The organism is Nitratireductor sp. ATLC21, assembly GCF_057196525.1.
The window spans coordinates 1,561,260-1,577,175 of sequence record NZ_JBXUOU010000001.1 but is presented as its reverse complement, the minus strand read 5'-3'; the positions used below and the strand labels follow the sequence as shown (position 1 = coordinate 1,577,175).

Sequence of the window (15,916 nt, the reverse complement as noted above, 5' to 3'; positions counted from 1 at the left end):
GCGGGCGGTATTCTTGAATGAGCGGGTTAGGTGACCTCGTGCTTGAGGTCGTAGAACCGGATCGCGTTCTCTCCGAAGATGCGGCGATCATGCGCCAATTCCCGCGGGAGTGCCGCCATCGTTGCAGCCAGCACGTCTGAGTAGTTTCCAGCCGTCAGACAGACCGGCCAGTCGCTCCCGAAGATGAGCCGCTCGGGACCAAACATCTTAACGGTGTGAGCAACAAAAGGGCGCAGATCGTCAACGGTCCAGCCATCAGGATCCGCTTCGGTGATCATGCCGGAAATCTTGCAGTAAACGTTCTTGAATGCCGCCACCTTTTCGATGCCGTCGCGCCAGCTGGTGCATATGCCTTTGGCGATGGGTGGTTTTGCAAGATGGTCGATGACAGCGCGCAGTTCGGGTAACTGCTCGAGCATTTTCACGATCTGCGGCAGGTGCCTTGGATAGATAAGGACATCGAAAGCGAGACCGTGCTTTGCCACCTCCCTCAATGCCCGCATGACTGCCGGGCTCAGGATCCAGTCGTCGTCGGCAATATCCTGAAGCATCGGCCGCACCCCGACGAATTTCGGTTTCCTGGCATAGTATGCGAGCCGTTCGGGGAAGGTCTCGTCTTCCATGTCCAGCCAGCCCACCACGCCGGCGATAAAATCTGTCTCTTCCGCAATGTTGAGTAGAAAATCGGTTTCCTCCTGGGTCGGTGCCGCCTGTATGAGCACCGACCGCTCGATGCCGAACCGCCCAAACAGCGGTGCAAGGTCGGCGGCCAGGTAATCCCTCTGGAGAATTTCAGGGGCGCCGTCCATCCAAGGATAGTCGCCGCGGGCCTTGGCCCATAAATGATGATGTGCGTCGACGAACATGGTCTCTCCGGGAAAACTGCAGACAGGCTGACAATTTCAGCGTTTATCCTCCTGCTATCCCCCGGCGCTGCGTTGCTCCGCCAATGCATCGTTAAGGTCGAACGATTGCACGTCGATCAGCATTTCCGTTTCCATGCGCTGGAACTTGCCATGGAGGTAGATCTTGTTTGGCCGTGAAGAGGTTGAATTGACTTCGTGGGATTTGTTGTGGGGAACATGTATGGAACTGGCGTCGCGGCAGAGCCTGAACTCAACTCCTTCCTGGAAGAGAGCCAACGCGAAATCGAGATCTTCAGCTCCCCAGGTTTTGAAATTCTCGTCAAAACGGAAGCGCTGGCCCAGTGTCTGACGGTGGATGGAAAGGTTGCAGCCCCAGGATATGGCCCATGGCGCGGGCAGATCCATAAGTCGTTCACCGAACTTCTGGTAGGTGCGCTCGCGCATATCCGGAAAGAGCCCCTGCGAGCGGAAGAGCTGAAGCGTGGCCTCAACATTGTCGAGATCGAGTGAAGCCTCCAGCGCCTCGCTTAGTTTCTCGTCGTCGTCGCCCGTGTTGCTGAAGCCAAAGACATAGCCGAGGACGAGGCGGCCAGGCTCGGAATGCGCCTCGATATGAGCCCGGATACATCCTTGCGAAACAATGACCCCGCAATCCAGAAGAACGCAGACATTTCCCTCTGCCATCTGGATGCCGAGATTTCTTGCCCGTGACAGCCGGTACCCCTCATCTTTCTGGTAGATATAGCGAATCTGGCAGTCTGCCTTCCCGATGAACTCGTGAACGAGGTCGTAGGTGCCATCTGACGAACCATCATCAACGATGATGATTTCGAAGGCGTCACTGGGCAAATCGCTCGCGAGCAGAGACTGGATTGTCTTGGAGAGCAGCTCCCTGCGATTGTAAGTCGGCACGATGACGCTCGCAGCGAATGTCTTGTTGTTCTGCATGTAAATTCTGTCCTCCCACGAACGATGATGCAGTCCTTCGCGGCGTTGATCCGGAAGGTCTCATATTGAAATTCTAATATATTAATGTGCATTTTGTGGTGCGTGTCAACGATCCTCGGGAGAGGCACACCCCCGCCAGGTTCTGCTGCACCATCGATCGGGTGGGCGGTGGTGAAGCGTTTTCGCTTATGTGGCCGCCGCGTGTGCATCGATCCGTGGAAGTGCCATCGAAGGGGTGTCAGTCCTGCCTCTTCGAACTGGTGACCACTCTTGAAACTGTTCGCTGTAGCGCGCTCTTCCCGCCGGAACACACGCGATCCCCATGACATCAAGCGGACGCAGGTGGTGTTTTCTTTTTCTTGGAGCGGAGGGAGGGCATTTCGCGAGAACGTGGCGCCGTTCGCGGCCTGTTTCGTGTTGTGGAGAAAATGCTCTGAAACGTTGAGATCTGGGGTAAGTGCGTGCGGCGATCGCTAACAGCAAACCTTCAAAGTCATGTGGGGTAGGCGTTAAACTCTCTCCCGACGGAATTGCGAATCTTCAATATGGAGCATTCTGTCGCCGTCGGAGACACATGGAAGCATCAAGTGCGCACCCATGGTTGTTTGAAAAATGGAATCGTATTCCAATTTGGAATTTGATGTTGTATAATCCAATTCGACCTGGGAGGAATGGTTGACTGTAGCCGCTATAGATCGTTGCTTGACGATGCTGGAAGCGCTCGCTGGCGAGCGCGATCCGATCGAACTGACGGATCTCGCGAACCGGCTGGGCATGCCGGCAAGCGCGGTTCATCGCACGCTGACAACACTTGTCTCTCGAGGATGGGTGTTGCAGCACAGCGGAACCCAACGTTATGCGCTCTCTCTCCGCATGAGCACTCTCGCCTTCCGCAATCTTGATGTGCGCGCGGTGCCTGACGTGGTCCAGTCGGTTCTGGACAAGCTGGCACGCGAGACGCGCGAATATTGCCGTCTGGCGATTGTCGAGGGCGAGGACCTTGTCTGGGTCGCTCGTGCCCAGGGTGCGGTCACGGGGCTGCGCTACGACCCCGAGATGGGGCAGGAGATCGTTTTGCATGCCACCGCCAACGGCAAGGCCTGGCTTTCCACTTTGCCGGAATCGGAGGCGCTGCGCATAGTCTGCTCCCGCGGGTTCGGCGCACGGCGGCCGCTGGGGCCAAACAGCGCCACCAATGTTGATGAATTCCGCGCCCGCCTCGCAGAAACGCGCGAGCGCGGATACGGGGTCTCCGTGGAAGAAGCCGAAGCGGGGACCGGCGCTGTGGCCGTGCCCTTCTTCAACGGGGTGGGGCCTGATGCGCCGGTGGCTGGAACGATGAGCGTCGCCGGCCCTCTCGTGCGCATCACGCCCGAGCGTTATGAAGAGCTTGCGACCGCTCTGAAGAAGGCTGCCGTCGAGGTTGCTGAAATCTGGTCTTTGCGCAGCCGTCAGCGCGGCTACCAACCGGCTGTGGCTGCACCGCGCTCGCCGGTCCCTGCGGACGTTTGAGGCGGAAAATGATGCGACGCAACCCGATATCGCAGCGCGTTCTGGAGCCGGTCCTCTGGTTCGCCGGTCTTTTGCTGGTGTGGGAGGTGCTGGTCAGGGCGCTGCAGGTTCCGGTTTACGTCTTGCCCGCGCCATCGCAGTTTCTCTCGCGCATCGTGGAGGATTATCAGAGACTGGGATACCACGCGCTCGTGACGACGAGGCTCATCGTCTACGGATTTGTCGCTGGTGCCATACCCGGTGTCGTGCTCGGTTACCTGATAGCGAAATTCCGTCTCGCCGAGCAGGTGCTTTATCCGCTGGTCGTGTTCATCCAGGGGTTGCCGAAGATCACTTTGGCTCCGCTGATGCTGGTCTGGTTCGGCTTTGCCGATTTCCCGAAGATACTGCTCACAGCGTTGATCACTTTCTTTCCGATTTTGGTCGACAGCGTGACCGGTTTTAAGTCGATCGATCCGCGGCAGTACTATCTCAGTCGCTCGGTCGGGGCCTCATGGTGGCAGACATTCCGGTTGTTCGAACTGCCTTCGGCGGCACCCAGCATTTTTTCAGGGTTCAAGATCACCGTTGTCATTGCGGTCACAGTGGTCATCGTCGTGGAGTGGATGAACTCGCAGAACGGGCTTGGGTATCTGGTCCTGCGTGGCATGGATGATTCCGACACATCACTCATCTTTGCGGTGCTTGTGGTCGGTTCGATGATCGGCGTTCTGCTCAGTTGGGGGATGGAACTGGCCGAACGGGCATTGCTGCCCTGGCAGCGTCGCTGAGCGGTTCGTGGTCGGCAGGCAGTCATCACGATAAACAAAAGGGAGGAAGAAAATGCAATTCAGATTGAAGCATGTGGCGGCGGGGGCGATGTTCGCACTGCTCGCCGGTGGGGTTTCCGTGTCGGCGCAGGACAAGCTGCAGATGCAGATGAACTGGACGGCGGATTCGGCCCATCTCGGTTTTGCGGTGGCTCAGTCCAAGGGAATCTATAAGGACCATAATCTTGATGTCACCTTGACGGAGGGGCGCGGCTCCGCTGTTGCAGCGCAGCTCGTGGCGACCGGGCAAACCGAGCTTGGCTATGCCGATACCGGCGCGACACTGAATGTGGCCGCCCAGGGGGCGCCGATCAGGATCATCGCCACCATCTGGAAGTCCGGTCAGTTCGGTATCCAGTATCTGGCCGATTCAGGCATCAAGGAACCGAAAGACCTTATCGGCAAAAAGCTGGCGGTTTCTGCCGGATCCGCCATGCTTCCGCTCATCCCGGTCTTCCTGCGGGCAAACGGTATCGAAGAGTCTCAGGTAGAAATCGTCTCGGCGGCTGAAAGCGCATTTATCGGCCTTTTGACATCCAAACAGGTCGACGCGGTGTCGCAAACGCCGGAAAACATTGTTGTGCCTCTTGCCGCCCAGGGCATCGAGGCGGGCAATATGTATTTCTACAACAATGGTGTTCCGATCGCGAGCCTCGCCTTGGTGGCCCGTGAAGACAAACTTGAAGCCAACCCTGATGTCTACAAACGCTTTGTCGAAGCAACGGCGCTGGGCTGGCAGGAAGCAATGAAGGATCCGGAAGCCGCCGTCGATGCGCTGCTCGAGATTTTCCCCGAGACCGCCCATTCCAAGGAGAACCTCCTTCAGTCGGCCAAGTTCAGCTTTGCCTCGGTTTGTCCAGGCGGGGCCGGTGACGCCATCGGTGTGACGGATGCGGAAACCTGGGAAACCATGTACGGGGTCATGACCTCGGCCATGAACCTTCCCGACACCAAGCCGGTAACCGATTACTATACGCTCGACTATCTGCCGGAAACGCCGGTGACCTGCCCCTGAGGCATGTCGTTCGTAACCTCCGGTCCGGGCGTGTGAGGCGCCCGGACATCACTCTCACGCGGAAAGTTTCATAAGGCATGTCGCAAACAGCTTCTGCCATGGCACCGGCACGGTCAGGTACGCGCGCGCGCTTGATGGCGGCGTTCGGCGGTTCCTATTTGTCGTCCGTTCTCATCGGAACGGTCGCGGTGTTGTTTCTGCTCGGCGCGTGGGAGATAGCGCTCCGCTTCTTCGAGGTGCCCATATGGCTCGCGCCCAAGCCTTCAGATTTCCTGGCGCGGCTTTATACAGATCGGGTGTTGATCGCCGGACATGCATTCTGGACTTCACTCACAATCGTGGAGGGTTTTGCCCTTGGTGTGGTGGTGGCGATCCCACTGGCCCTGGCGATTGTTTCGGTCGGTGCGCTGGAGCGAGGCCTCTATCCCGTCATCGTGTTTTTGAACATCATGCCCAAGACGGTGATCGGGCCCATCCTGATCATCTGGTTCGGGATTGGCCCGCTGGTGGCCGCGCTGATCGTTTTCCTGATGAGTTTCTTTCCGGTTCTGGTCGACTCCATGTCGGGCTTCCGGTTGGTCGACCGTCGCCTTTTCTACATTTCTCGGTCCATGGGCGCGAGTTCATGGCAGACGTTCTGGAAGGTCAGGCTGCCCGCCGCCATGCCTCACATTTTTTCAGGCATGAAGATCGGCGTGGTGAAGGCGGTGGAGGGCGTCATCATCGCCGAATTCATCGCTTCGAACAAAGGTCTGGGCTTCATGATCGTGCGGGCCTCGGCCTTTATGGACATGACACTGATGTTTTCCGGGCTGGTGGCTGCAGCGATCGTCGCGCTGATCTTCAACGGTGCAATGAGCATGATAGGGCAATGGCTGATGCCGTGGTCCAGACACTGAACCCGGACAAAAGACAATGACGGACACGACCATGGCAGACATGAAACCCAGCACTCCTTCCGGGCTGGTGCATCCGGTTGGCGAGGCGAACGCCACGGGCGTCTCGATCCATGCCAAGGGGCTGACAAAAGTCTTCGGAAGCGGGGAAAACGCATTCCACGCGCTCGGGCCCATTGATCTGGATATAAAGCCGGGGGAGTTCGTATCCATCATCGGACCCTCCGGCTGCGGAAAGAGCACGACCATGCTTCTCGTCACCGGGCTGGAACCACCGAGTGCCGGTTCGGTGGAGATCGACGGGAAACCGCTTACGGCACCCATTTCGGAGATCGGGATCGTCTTTCAAGATCATCTGCTTCTGGATTTTCGCACTGCCATCAACAATGTCATGCTGCAGCAGGAGATCAGGGGGCTCGATAAGGCCAAGTTTAGAGAGCGGGCTGATGCGCTGTTTGCGCGGCTCGGTCTCACAGGGGCGGAAAACCGGTATCCGTGGCAGCTCTCCGGCGGTATGCGTCAACGCGTTTCCATTGCGCGGGCACTCGTTCACGATCCCTCGATGCTGCTGATGGACGAGCCTTTCGGCGCGCTCGACGCGATCACACGCACCCAGATCCGGCATGATCTGGAAATGCTTTGGCTCGAAACACGCAAGACGGTGCTGTTCATCACCCACTCCATTGAGGAGGCGGTTGGGCTTTCGGATCGTGTACTGGTCATGTCGAAGAGCCCCGGCACCATCGTCGAGGAGATCGTCATCGATCTGCCGCGTCCGCGTCCGGCCCATCTGGGCGAGTATCCCGAGTTCTCGAAATATGCCGAAAGAATCTATCGGATCTTCGAGAAACTCGGCGTTTACAAATTCTAGCGCGGCGTCATGGTCGAAGCTTTGCAATTGCCCGAGTTCATATTCAATGAAGCGACCATCCGCGAGAAGTGGGGCCTGGAGCCGTTTCTCGAAGGATGTGCGCAGCGCGGTCTGTCGCGCGCCTCCTTATGGGGTGATGAAATCGAAAAGGTCGGCCTCCGGGAGGCGCGGCGTATGCTGTCCCGCACGGGGGTATCAACTTTCGGCTTCAATCGGGCCGGGCCTCTCCTGGGAACGGAAGGGGCCGGGCGCGCGGAATCCCTTGATCGCGCGCGTCGCGCAGTGGACATGGCTGCCGAGCTTTCAGCCGACCATGTCCTTGTCTTCTCGGGAGGGCTCCCGCACGGCAGCCGCGATCTTGCTGCGGCTCGGGGCGAGGTGGAGGAGACGATCGGGATGCTCCTCGATCATGCCCGCTCCGTTGGCATGACCCTTGCGCTGGAGCCGCTGCATCCCATGGTCGCCGGTGACAGGGCGGTGATTTTGACCCTCGGTCATGCCAATCGACTCTGTGATCAGCTGGGCGACGGGATCGGCATCGTGGCGGACGCCTATCACATTTGGTGGGATGAGCGCCTGGAGGTCGAACTCGCACGCGCCGGTTCTGCCGGCAAGATACTGGGCTTCCACGTCAGCGACTGGCTGGTGCCGACGAAACACGTTCTGCGTGATCGGGGTATGATGGGTGATGGCATCATCGATCTGGCCGGCATGTGGCGCCAGGTGCAGAGAGCCGGCTATGCCGGCCCGATCGAGATCGAGATATTCTCCGATCGCTGGTGGGGCGAAGATCCTGATCTGGTGCTCGATACGGCGCTTGCCCGATGCCGGAACATATTTTCCGGGGGGATGATCACATCATGAGCGACAGCATTCCAAATCTGGGCGGTGGATCGCGCGTCTATGCGGTGTTCGGCGATCCTGTGGCTCAGGTGCAGACACCCACTCTCATCAATCCGCTTTTTGCCGCAAGGAGCCTTGATCTCTACGCCTTTCCGTTTCATGTCACCCGGGAAAATTTCGAGGCCGCATGGGGCGTTTTCGCAGCGATGGACAATGTGGCCGGCATCGGCGTGACCGTGCCGCACAAGATTGCAGCGGCTCGTCTGTGTGACGAACTGACACCGGCCGCAGAGGCCGTCGGCGCAGTGAATTCCATTCAGCGACGAAGCGACGGCTCCATGTATGGTGCGCTTTTCGACGGGCTGGGTTTCGTGCGTGGATTGGCCGCCAATCGCAGCCGTCTGGCGGGAGCGTCGGTTATGCTCGTCGGCGCTGGCGGGGCGGGACGTGCCATCGCCCATGCCTTGTGCGGTGAGCAGATCGGCCGGCTCTCCGTGATCGACCTCGATGAGGATGCACTGCAATTCACCATCGGCATGGTCAATCGGGAGATCGGTGGGCCGGTGGCGCAACGCGGCTCCGGCGATCTGGCGGGTATCGATGTGCTGATCAACGCAACGCCGATCGGGCTGAAATCCGCAGACGCCTTTCCTGTCGATCTCCGGGATTTGAACTCTGAAATGCTGGTGGCCGACATTGCCGCCTTGGCGCGGAACACCGAATTGCTGAAGCTCGCGCGGGAGCGTGGCGCGGCTACAAGCGATGGCCGTGACATGCTTGAGGCGCAGATCGCGCTGATCGGTGGCTTCGCGGCCGGACGGGATGCTGGAACACCGCTTTGAGATCGGGTTTCGGCCGTTGCCGGTTTGTTAAGCGGCCATGTGAGCCGCAATGAGATCGATCTGCCCGTGGATCATGTGAATGCCTGAATGGATTTGCGCACCCCGCCTGCGTGCGGCCTCGAGCAGAGGTGTCACCTCAGGCTTGGCGATGACCTCGGCGATCAGCATCGTCTCGTCGATCAGACCTGCATCGAAGGGTTGCGGGTCGCTCGCCGAAAGGCCAAGCGACGTCGCGTTTATGACGATCAGGCCCGATGCGGTATGCGTTTGGCCGGACATTTCGGCGCGTGCGAAAGACCGCCCAGCGGCGCGGTTCACAGCCTCTGCCAGTTCCTCGGCTTTTTGTCGGGTGCGGTTTGCGATGATCAGGGATGCGGCGCCTTCCTCGGCAAGCGCGAACGCTATCGCGATCGCTGCCCCGCCGGCGCCGATCATGAGGCAATGCCTGCCGGTCACCGTATGGCCCTGGCGCTTCAAGCCGCGAACAAAACCCTTGCCGTCAAACTGGTAGCCCTTGAAGGAACCGTTGGATTCCCGCCGCACGAGATTGACCGCTCCGACCCGCTCGGCGAGAGGGTCCAGGCTGTCACAGAGCGGGAGCGCGGCCTGCTTGTGTGGAAGGGTGATACCGAAACCGATCAGGTTTCTGAGTGCCTTGAGCCCCGCCCATGCGGTCTCCAGCTCCTGCGCACCGATATGGAGGGGGAGGCACACAATGTTCGCCCCACGGGCCGCAAAGATGGGGTTGATCTCCGTCGGGGTCATCACCTGGGCGATGGGGTCACCAATAACACCCATGATCTTCGTCGAGCCATCGAGCGTAGCGGGAAGATCTACCATGAGAGTTCCTCCCGCTTCAGCCATACGAGACTGCCATCTTCCACGCCAACCACGAGGCCGAGCTTGCCGCTTCCATCCCAGTCCACGGCTTCCGGTGAAGCGACGTGCATGGCCATCTGGATGGTTTCGCCGCGAAACTTGAACGCTTTCGGAAAAGCGAAAACCGGCTTGTCGTTGGAGCCAATGTTCTCCAGCAGAAAGATGCCAGCCTGGCCGGTCGTGTTGCGTGGCTGGCCGCTCGGGCCGGGGGGCACGGACGCACGCGCGTGTGTCCCGATAATGAGATCGATCCGTCCATCGCCGGTCCAGTCCACGGCACAGAGTTTCACGCGTCCGCGCCCGCCGCCCACATCCTGGGTGAAACGCATTTGCGCGCCGTCCTCCCATTGCAGATGCCGTTTGTCGGCAAGTTCCGTGTCTGTTGCGCGGCGGAAATCCGACAACACGCCATCCTCGTCGAGTGCGAGGTAATGGAGCTGGCCGTTGCCCATCCAGTCAACCACGGCCGGTCGCACTCGCCAGACGGTTTTCAGTGGCTTGCCCTGCCAGATCAAGGGGCGTGGCGCTTCGAAACGGGGAGGCACGGAACCACCGTCATTGCGGTAGAAATTGTGCTCGCCGTTGACGTCGCTGACAAGCAGGTCCGGCAATCCGTCGCCATCCCAATCGGCGATGGTGGGGCAGGAATAGCCGAACATTTTCTCCGAAGGCCCCTGTATGGAGCCGGTCAGACCGGCGGCGATGCGCACGGGCTCTCCGCCCGCTTCGATCATCACTTCCCGCGCGAGCGCGGGCGCACCATTTGGGCCAAGGTTCTCGTAGAACAGAAGCTCGCCGGTGCTGTTGCCGACCACAAGATCGGGCAGGCCATTGCCCGTGAAATCGTGAGCCGCGGGTGAGGGCAGAACGCCGGCGTGTATCGATGGCTCTGTGCCCTCGACACGTCCGATCTTTTGAAAGGCTGGCCGCCCGTCAGCGCCGGAGCCGGTGTTCCGAAGAAATGTGACATAACCATCTTCTGCGCCAACCAGAATATCGAGACGCCCGTCGCCATCCCAGTCGACGGCGCAAGGCAGATGAATGCATTGGTCCAGAAGCACCGGTTCGCCGGCGGCGTCGGCGACAAGCGTGGGTTGTTCAAAGGTAAAAGGGCCGGTCTGATCGGCGAAATGCAGGATGTTCCAGAATTCGCCACACACGAGGGCGGTGCGCCCCTCACCGGAAAAATCGCCGAAGGCTGGTGCACATTGACCATACACCTCCAGCGGGGTCTCACCTCCGATGATCGGTCTGCCGCGGCCCAGCACAGGCGCGCTCAGAGTGCCCGTGTTCTTGAATGCATAGAGGAACCCGCGTAGCGGCCCACCCAGCCAGCGACCCGCCGCATCATAGGCGCGGTAGCCCACATCGTTCCATTCCAGCCCGTTCGGCCAGTAGTCATCCCATGAATCCGTGCCCACGACGAGTTCGGGAACACCATCGCCGTCAATGTCATGGAAGCGGGCCATGTGAAAATACTCGTTGCCTTTGACCCAGTCAGCTTCCAGATCCAGCGCGACCGGATCACCAAAACGCGGCTCGCGCGCAGTGCCGATGTTGGGAAACAGATAAATCTGCCGCCGCATGCGTGACACGGAGAGGAGATGAAAGCGGTCGCCATCGGGCACTGCGGTGACATAGCCGCGCACACCTTCGACAATCTGTTCGCGCCCGAGAAGGGGCGTACCATCCGGCTTCGTCCCGATTTGCTGATAAAGAAAAACGCGTCCCTCATAGCATGTATCCCAACTGGACAGGAGGAGGTCGCGTCCGCCATCGCCATCCCAGTCGACCACGTCGACGCAGGTGATGATACGGCCCGCGACCGGTGCCGAAGTCACATCGGGATGATAGCGAATGGCCTGCTCCACATAAGTCGGGCCGGTCCAGACAGACGCATCATCCTCCCATCGGGTCACGCTCAAGATGCTTCTCCTCCATTTTTGGAATCCTATTCCAATTTCATTTCGTATCATATAGCGTGGCAAATGAAACCTGCAGATGGGCAAGAAATGAAAATTGAGATTGATGGCCTCGTGCCGGTGATGCTCACGCCGTTCACGGCGACCGACCGTATCGACCAGGATGGTCTCGCACGGCTGACCGACTGGTATATTGGAGGCGGTGCACAGACCTTGTTCGCGGTCTGCCAGTCGAGTGAGATGCAGAAGCTGCAACTGGACGAACGCGTCATGCTGGCGCGCCGCACACTCGAATACGCGCATGGGCGGCTGCCGGTAATTGCTTCAGGGCACATATCCGAGGCGTTGGATGACCAGCTCACAGAGCTAAAGGCGATGGCAGAAACGGGGGTCGATGCGCTGGTTCTGGTCACCAACAGGCTGGACCCCAACAATGCTGGCTTCGAGGCTTTCCGGAATGCGCTTGAGACGATCCTGCAAGCCTTGCCAGACGATCTGCCGCTCGGGCTCTACGAATGTCCTGCTCCGTATCGCCGCCTGCTCAGTGATGACGAGTTGAAGCTGTGTCTGGATACAGGCCGCTTTGCCGTGCTCAAGGATGTCAGTTGCGATCTGCCGACGGTGGCCCGCCGCGCTGCGATGACTGCGGGGACGTCCTTTGCCATCATCAATGCCAATGCAGCGATTGCGCTTGCCGCCATGCGTGCCGGGTCACGCGGCTTTGGTGGCGTCTTTGGCAATTTCCATCCGGATCTCTATGCTTGGCTGTACGAGCATAAGGACGAGGATACGGAACTGGTGCGTGATCTTGCGGTTTTTCTCGCACTGGCCGGAATGGCTGAGGGGATGGGATATCCAAAGCTGGCCAAGCTATGGCATCTGAGGATGGGAACCTTTGCGAGTGCTCATTCCCGCGTGGTGGACTACGACCCTCTGGAGCGGCATTGGGCCGCCGCTGATCTGCTCGATCATATCGAGCGGGGCACGGAGCGTTTCCGTTCCAGGATTGCAGCAGCCTGAAAACCTGAAAATCCCACTCCATTCTCGCCCGGTGAGGGGCGGCTGGCCGGCAACTGAAACGCCGTTGACGCGAGTAGGTTTCGGGCTCCGCCGCCTTCCGGCGTCATTGACGCTCCAATCCACCGCACCTCATCGCGTAACCGTGTGATGTCACCCAAATGGGTGAGGTGCGGTTGCGAAGCAGGCGATAGTTCTTCTGGGTGTTGGCCTTTGTCCGCTTTCCCGGCGGGTGAAGGCGCACGAGAATGGAGCCCGGAATGCCTGCCAAATCGTCGTCTCGAAGCGCACCCTTTCAGCGTTTCCTTTTCCTGATGTGCAATCTCCTGGCATTCGGTCTGCCCACCAATGTGTATGCTCAGGAGGCAGACACCATCGTCGTTTTCGATGGGTCCGGTTCCATGTGGGGGCAGATCGAAGGCCGCACCAAGATCGAGATTGCGCGTGAGACGCTTTCATCGGTGTTGCGCGAAATAGAACCCTCAAGCCGGATCGGCATGATCGCCTATGGGCATCGACAGAAAGGTGCTTGTTCGGACATTGAAACGGTGGTTCCGGTGGAGCAGGCTTCCCGGTCCGTGCCTCAGATGATCTCTGTGGCCAATGGTTTGCAGCCGAAGGGCAAGACACCGCTTTCAGATGCCGTACGGATCGCTGCAAACGAGCTCCGCTTTACCGAAAATGCAGCGACCGTCATTCTTGTCACAGACGGTATCGAGACCTGCGATGCCGATCCCTGCGCTCTTGCTTCGGAACTGGAAAATCTGGGCGTTAATTTCACGACGCATGTGGTCGGGTTCGGTCTATCGCAGGATGAAGGCCGCCAGGTGCAATGTTTGGCCGAGAACACGGGCGGGCTTTACCTTGCCGCCAGGGATGCGGATGAGCTTGGCGAGGCGCTGCGCCGTACCGTTGCCAACAATGCCATTTCGCCAAATGAGGACGATTTTGGATCTGAGATCTCACTCGGTCGCCCCATACGATTCATTTTCCGCGATACGGATGCGGGAGAACAGATCGGTGTGCGCCAATTGAGCGGTGGCCTTGAGCATGCCGATGGGACGCCCGTGGAGAACGCGCAATTTCAACTCGAATATCCTGAAGCAAAGGGAAACTCTGCGACAGCGGTGCTGGAACCCGGGCAGTATGTGGCAAAACTTCAACGCGAGGGCGCAGGCGGCAGTGGTTACACGGCGCGTTACGCGTTTGAAGTGCCGGAGGGAGAGGGCGAGTATCTTGTTGAAGCCAGCCTGTCTGGCAGCCTGACCCTCAATCTGTTCATCAACCCGAATCTGCCATATGTGAAGGGAGAAGCCTTTCCGACTGCGGTGGGAGGCTCGCGACCGCGTTTCCACTTCGCGATCTATCCGATCGTCGACGGGGCCAAGGCTGAACAGCCTGCCGCAACAATTGCTGGCGCTGACGATCTGACCCGCCCGCTGCCGCCGGGTACTTATCTGATACAGGGCAATATCGACAGCGGGACCTCGGTCGAGCGCGTCGTGGAGGTTAAGCCAGCTCGACCAACCGTCTACGATTTCTCGTTCGACGCCACGCGGGTGTTTGTGGATGCTCGTGAAGCCGATGGTTCGCCAGTCAAGCGTCAGACGACATATTGGTACGACAAGGTGCCTTCAGGGCGAAACTACTGGGTTCACGGTGCGGGCGCCCGCGATGGGGATCTGCAGCCCTTCTACCTCCCGACCGGAGACTGGGTCGTCAATGTGGGTGGGGAGGGCTATGGAAAACGCCGCAGCGAGCTCGTTGTGACGGTGACCGGGGACTTCAGGGACCTTCGGCTTGAGGTTGGCGAGGGCAGGACCCTCACGGAGGCAGAAAAGGCCATGCTTGAAGCGCGTGGCAGCGGTTGTCTGGAAATCCTGCGCGTTGTTCGTGATGGATGTCTGGTCGAGAAGGCTCAGCTTTCTTCCATTGAGCCTTCGGGAGAGCAACCCGCTGCTTCCGAAACTGTGACCCAGAAGGCCAGCGTTGCTCCTTCGATTATCTTCAACAACAGAAGCACAAAGAAAACCGTTCTGTCTTTCCAGGAATCGGATGCAGGGGCGGGCCGCATGATCCTCGGTGATGGCTGGTGTGGGCGTGGTGGTTGCGCTGCCAGGGATGTCGAGGTCCCTGCAGCGCTCATGGATGCCGTTCGCAACGGACAGACCGCCACTTTCGATCTAAGCGAGAACGCCCTGCGCATCTTCACTGCGCCCGGCGGTTTCGAAGACACGTTGACGGTGATTGAGAACCCGGACTCGAACCGGCCCGTCAAAGCCGTGATGGTGCTGGCGCCCGAAGGGCAAACGATGGAACCGGGGAAGCCTGTTTCGGAGCACACCGGTGTCCGTCTCGTGTTTGGAGATGCGTTCACCGGGAAACGTTACGTCGTGATCGACTATCCGCCGGAAGCGGATGGAGCCGCTCGCATCGTGCTTGCTGAAGGCTGGTGCGGACAGGGCCTGGACTGTGCAGGTTCGATCGCCGGCCTGCCCGCAGGCATCATCGATGCGCTGGAGGAAGGGCGCACACAGACTTTCCAGGACTCCTGGGGGATCGGCACCGTGACCGTCAATCCTGAGGGACAACGCAATTTCATCGAAGTAGCGGAGAAGGGTAAGTACGGGAAATTCCAGCTGCTGGAGCGCAACGGCTCTGGTGCCGGCGACAAAAGCAGCGCTGCCCCTGCACCGTCAGGAAATCAAGCGGAGGCTTCGCAAGGAAATGCTTCTGGAACCATGTCGCCGCCGGAAGAGGTCTCGCTAGACGATCAGGTCAACAGGGTCTTCGGTGTCTTCAACATCAATCAGACAGGCGCGTCGGTGGACGAAGTGGTGGGAAACTACGCGCATGTGGATCAATGTCAGAGAGCGCCGACGGTTATCTGGCCCGACGGGACGATGGCGCGGAAGCAGTTCGTGCAACCGCAGGGTCCTGACGAAAACCCGTACAAGACGGTTGCTTCCGGGCAATGTCAGATTTCAGGCACCCAGTTCAATTGCTCCATCACCGATCGTCAGAATGGTGACGTTCAGAACCTCACCTTCAAGTCCAGGCTTCTGGGAAACAATCATTACGCACTGGAGGTGAAAGACCAGGAGAATAGCTGGCTTGCTGTTTCCTGTTTCTTCCCCGATGGCGAACTAAGGGCAGACACGGTCATGCCCAATGGAAGGTCCCTGGCCGAGCTGATCATGGAGCGGACGGATGCCCAGTCTCCAGGCATGGGCTTCGACAGGAACAACATGGCATTCCGGGGTCAGTGATGGGCAGGTTCCTCGAAACGACCTTCGCTGCCGCTGTGGGCTTGGCGGGGGTGCTGCTAACAACGTTGGCACCCCTTGCCGCACCCGCTCAGACACGGTCGGCCGGGCAAAGCCGGCTGTATCAGCAGACAATTGGTGGCGTGAGGTTTCATCCTCTGCCGGAAGGTGACGGGGCTTCCGTCGGCTTCCGATATGTCGACAACGCCACGATCGAGTTTCAGGAGTGA

Annotated in this window: 14 protein-coding genes; 10 read left to right on the top strand and 4 right to left on the bottom strand. The window is 59.3% G+C overall.

Features of this window, described 5'->3' with window-relative positions:
* Window positions 1–26 precede the first annotated feature (26 nt).
* Together AC2CHD_RS07630 and AC2CHD_RS07625 are read right to left on the bottom strand one after the other, a co-directional pair.
* Complete coding sequence (locus AC2CHD_RS07630; protein ID WP_484553157.1) at window positions 27–866, bottom strand: amidohydrolase family protein; 840 nt, start codon at window positions 864–866, stop codon at window positions 27–29.
* A gap of 54 nt (window positions 867–920) precedes the next feature.
* Complete coding sequence (locus AC2CHD_RS07625; protein ID WP_484553156.1) at window positions 921–1,814, bottom strand: glycosyltransferase; 894 nt, start codon at window positions 1,812–1,814, stop codon at window positions 921–923.
* 675 nt (window positions 1,815–2,489) lie between these two features.
* Here AC2CHD_RS07625 and AC2CHD_RS07620 point away from each other — a divergent pair.
* The 7 genes from AC2CHD_RS07620 to AC2CHD_RS07590 all read left to right on the top strand — a co-directional run bounded on the left by AC2CHD_RS07620 (window position 2,490) and on the right by AC2CHD_RS07590 (window position 8,602).
* The gene (locus tag AC2CHD_RS07620; RefSeq protein WP_229448197.1) at window positions 2,490–3,326 is read left to right on the top strand and encodes an IclR family transcriptional regulator; all 837 of its coding nucleotides are present in this window, start codon (window positions 2,490–2,492) and stop codon (window positions 3,324–3,326) included.
* Window positions 3,327–3,334: 8 nt separating this feature from the next.
* Window positions 3,335–4,096 carry an ABC transporter permease gene (locus AC2CHD_RS07615; RefSeq protein ID WP_484553155.1) on the top strand — a complete coding sequence of 254 codons (762 nt, stop codon included), beginning with the start codon at window positions 3,335–3,337 and terminating at the stop codon, window positions 4,094–4,096.
* 52 nt (window positions 4,097–4,148) lie between these two features.
* Entirely contained in the window at window positions 4,149–5,150 is a 1,002-nt protein-coding gene (locus tag AC2CHD_RS07610; protein WP_484553154.1) for an ABC transporter substrate-binding protein, read from the top strand.
* Between the two features lie 77 nt (window positions 5,151–5,227).
* Window positions 5,228–6,049, top strand: coding sequence for an ABC transporter permease (locus tag AC2CHD_RS07605; protein WP_484553153.1), 822 nt, complete (start codon window positions 5,228–5,230; stop codon window positions 6,047–6,049).
* Window positions 6,050–6,065: 16 nt separating this feature from the next.
* Entirely contained in the window at window positions 6,066–6,917 is an 852-nt protein-coding gene (locus AC2CHD_RS07600) for an ABC transporter ATP-binding protein (RefSeq protein ID WP_484553152.1), read from the top strand.
* A 9-nt stretch (window positions 6,918–6,926) separates the two neighbouring features.
* Window positions 6,927–7,781, top strand: coding sequence for a sugar phosphate isomerase/epimerase family protein (locus AC2CHD_RS07595; RefSeq protein WP_484553151.1), 855 nt, complete (start codon window positions 6,927–6,929; stop codon window positions 7,779–7,781).
* Window positions 7,778–8,602 (top strand): shikimate dehydrogenase family protein, encoded by an 825-nt coding sequence (locus tag AC2CHD_RS07590; RefSeq protein ID WP_484553150.1) that lies wholly within the window; start codon window positions 7,778–7,780, stop codon window positions 8,600–8,602. The genes AC2CHD_RS07595 and AC2CHD_RS07590 overlap by 4 nt, the downstream gene beginning before the upstream one ends.
* Before the next feature lie 27 nt (window positions 8,603–8,629).
* On the opposite strand, the gene AC2CHD_RS07585 is transcribed toward AC2CHD_RS07590, so the two are convergent.
* Window positions 8,630–9,442: a shikimate dehydrogenase family protein gene (locus AC2CHD_RS07585; RefSeq protein ID WP_484553149.1), complete on the bottom strand. Its 813-nt coding sequence runs from the start codon at window positions 9,440–9,442 to the stop codon at window positions 8,630–8,632.
* Window positions 9,436–11,400, bottom strand: coding sequence for an FG-GAP repeat domain-containing protein (locus tag AC2CHD_RS07580; RefSeq protein ID WP_484553241.1), 1,965 nt, complete (start codon window positions 11,398–11,400; stop codon window positions 9,436–9,438). Before AC2CHD_RS07580 ends, AC2CHD_RS07585 begins: the two co-directional genes overlap by 7 nt.
* A 93-nt stretch (window positions 11,401–11,493) precedes the next feature.
* Between AC2CHD_RS07580 and AC2CHD_RS07575 the strand changes: the two genes are divergently transcribed.
* From AC2CHD_RS07575 to AC2CHD_RS07565, 3 genes are all read left to right on the top strand, one after another.
* Window positions 11,494–12,423, top strand: a complete 930-nt coding sequence (locus AC2CHD_RS07575) for a dihydrodipicolinate synthase family protein (protein WP_484553148.1) — start codon at window positions 11,494–11,496, stop codon at window positions 12,421–12,423.
* Window positions 12,424–12,680: 257 nt separating this feature from the next.
* The gene (locus AC2CHD_RS07570; protein ID WP_484553147.1) at window positions 12,681–15,689 is read left to right on the top strand and encodes a vWA domain-containing protein; all 3,009 of its coding nucleotides are present in this window, start codon (window positions 12,681–12,683) and stop codon (window positions 15,687–15,689) included.
* On the top strand, window positions 15,689–15,916 hold the full coding sequence (locus AC2CHD_RS07565) for a hypothetical protein (protein WP_484553146.1): 228 nt from the start codon (window positions 15,689–15,691) through the stop codon (window positions 15,914–15,916). Before AC2CHD_RS07570 ends, AC2CHD_RS07565 begins: the two co-directional genes overlap by 1 nt.

Excerpts from the sequence above, each read along its gene's own strand:
- AC2CHD_RS07630 (WP_484553157.1), bottom strand. The coding sequence starts at position 866 with ATGTTCGTCGACGCACATCATCATTTATGGGCCAAGGCCCGCGGCGAC.
- AC2CHD_RS07625 (WP_484553156.1), bottom strand. The coding sequence starts at position 1,814 with ATGCAGAACAACAAGACATTCGCTGCGAGCGTCATCGTGCCGACTTAC.
- AC2CHD_RS07615 (WP_484553155.1), top strand. The coding sequence starts at position 3,335 with ATGATGCGACGCAACCCGATATCGCAGCGCGTTCTGGAGCCGGTCCTC.
- AC2CHD_RS07610 (WP_484553154.1), top strand. The coding sequence starts at position 4,149 with ATGCAATTCAGATTGAAGCATGTGGCGGCGGGGGCGATGTTCGCACTG.
- AC2CHD_RS07605 (WP_484553153.1), top strand. The coding sequence starts at position 5,228 with ATGTCGCAAACAGCTTCTGCCATGGCACCGGCACGGTCAGGTACGCGC.
- AC2CHD_RS07600 (WP_484553152.1), top strand. The coding sequence starts at position 6,066 with ATGACGGACACGACCATGGCAGACATGAAACCCAGCACTCCTTCCGGG.
- AC2CHD_RS07595 (WP_484553151.1), top strand. The coding sequence starts at position 6,927 with ATGGTCGAAGCTTTGCAATTGCCCGAGTTCATATTCAATGAAGCGACC.
- AC2CHD_RS07590 (WP_484553150.1), top strand. The coding sequence starts at position 7,778 with ATGAGCGACAGCATTCCAAATCTGGGCGGTGGATCGCGCGTCTATGCG.
- AC2CHD_RS07585 (WP_484553149.1), bottom strand. The coding sequence starts at position 9,442 with ATGGTAGATCTTCCCGCTACGCTCGATGGCTCGACGAAGATCATGGGT.
- AC2CHD_RS07575 (WP_484553148.1), top strand. The coding sequence starts at position 11,494 with ATGAAAATTGAGATTGATGGCCTCGTGCCGGTGATGCTCACGCCGTTC.
- AC2CHD_RS07570 (WP_484553147.1), top strand. The coding sequence starts at position 12,681 with ATGCCTGCCAAATCGTCGTCTCGAAGCGCACCCTTTCAGCGTTTCCTT.
- AC2CHD_RS07565 (WP_484553146.1), top strand. The coding sequence starts at position 15,689 with ATGGGCAGGTTCCTCGAAACGACCTTCGCTGCCGCTGTGGGCTTGGCG.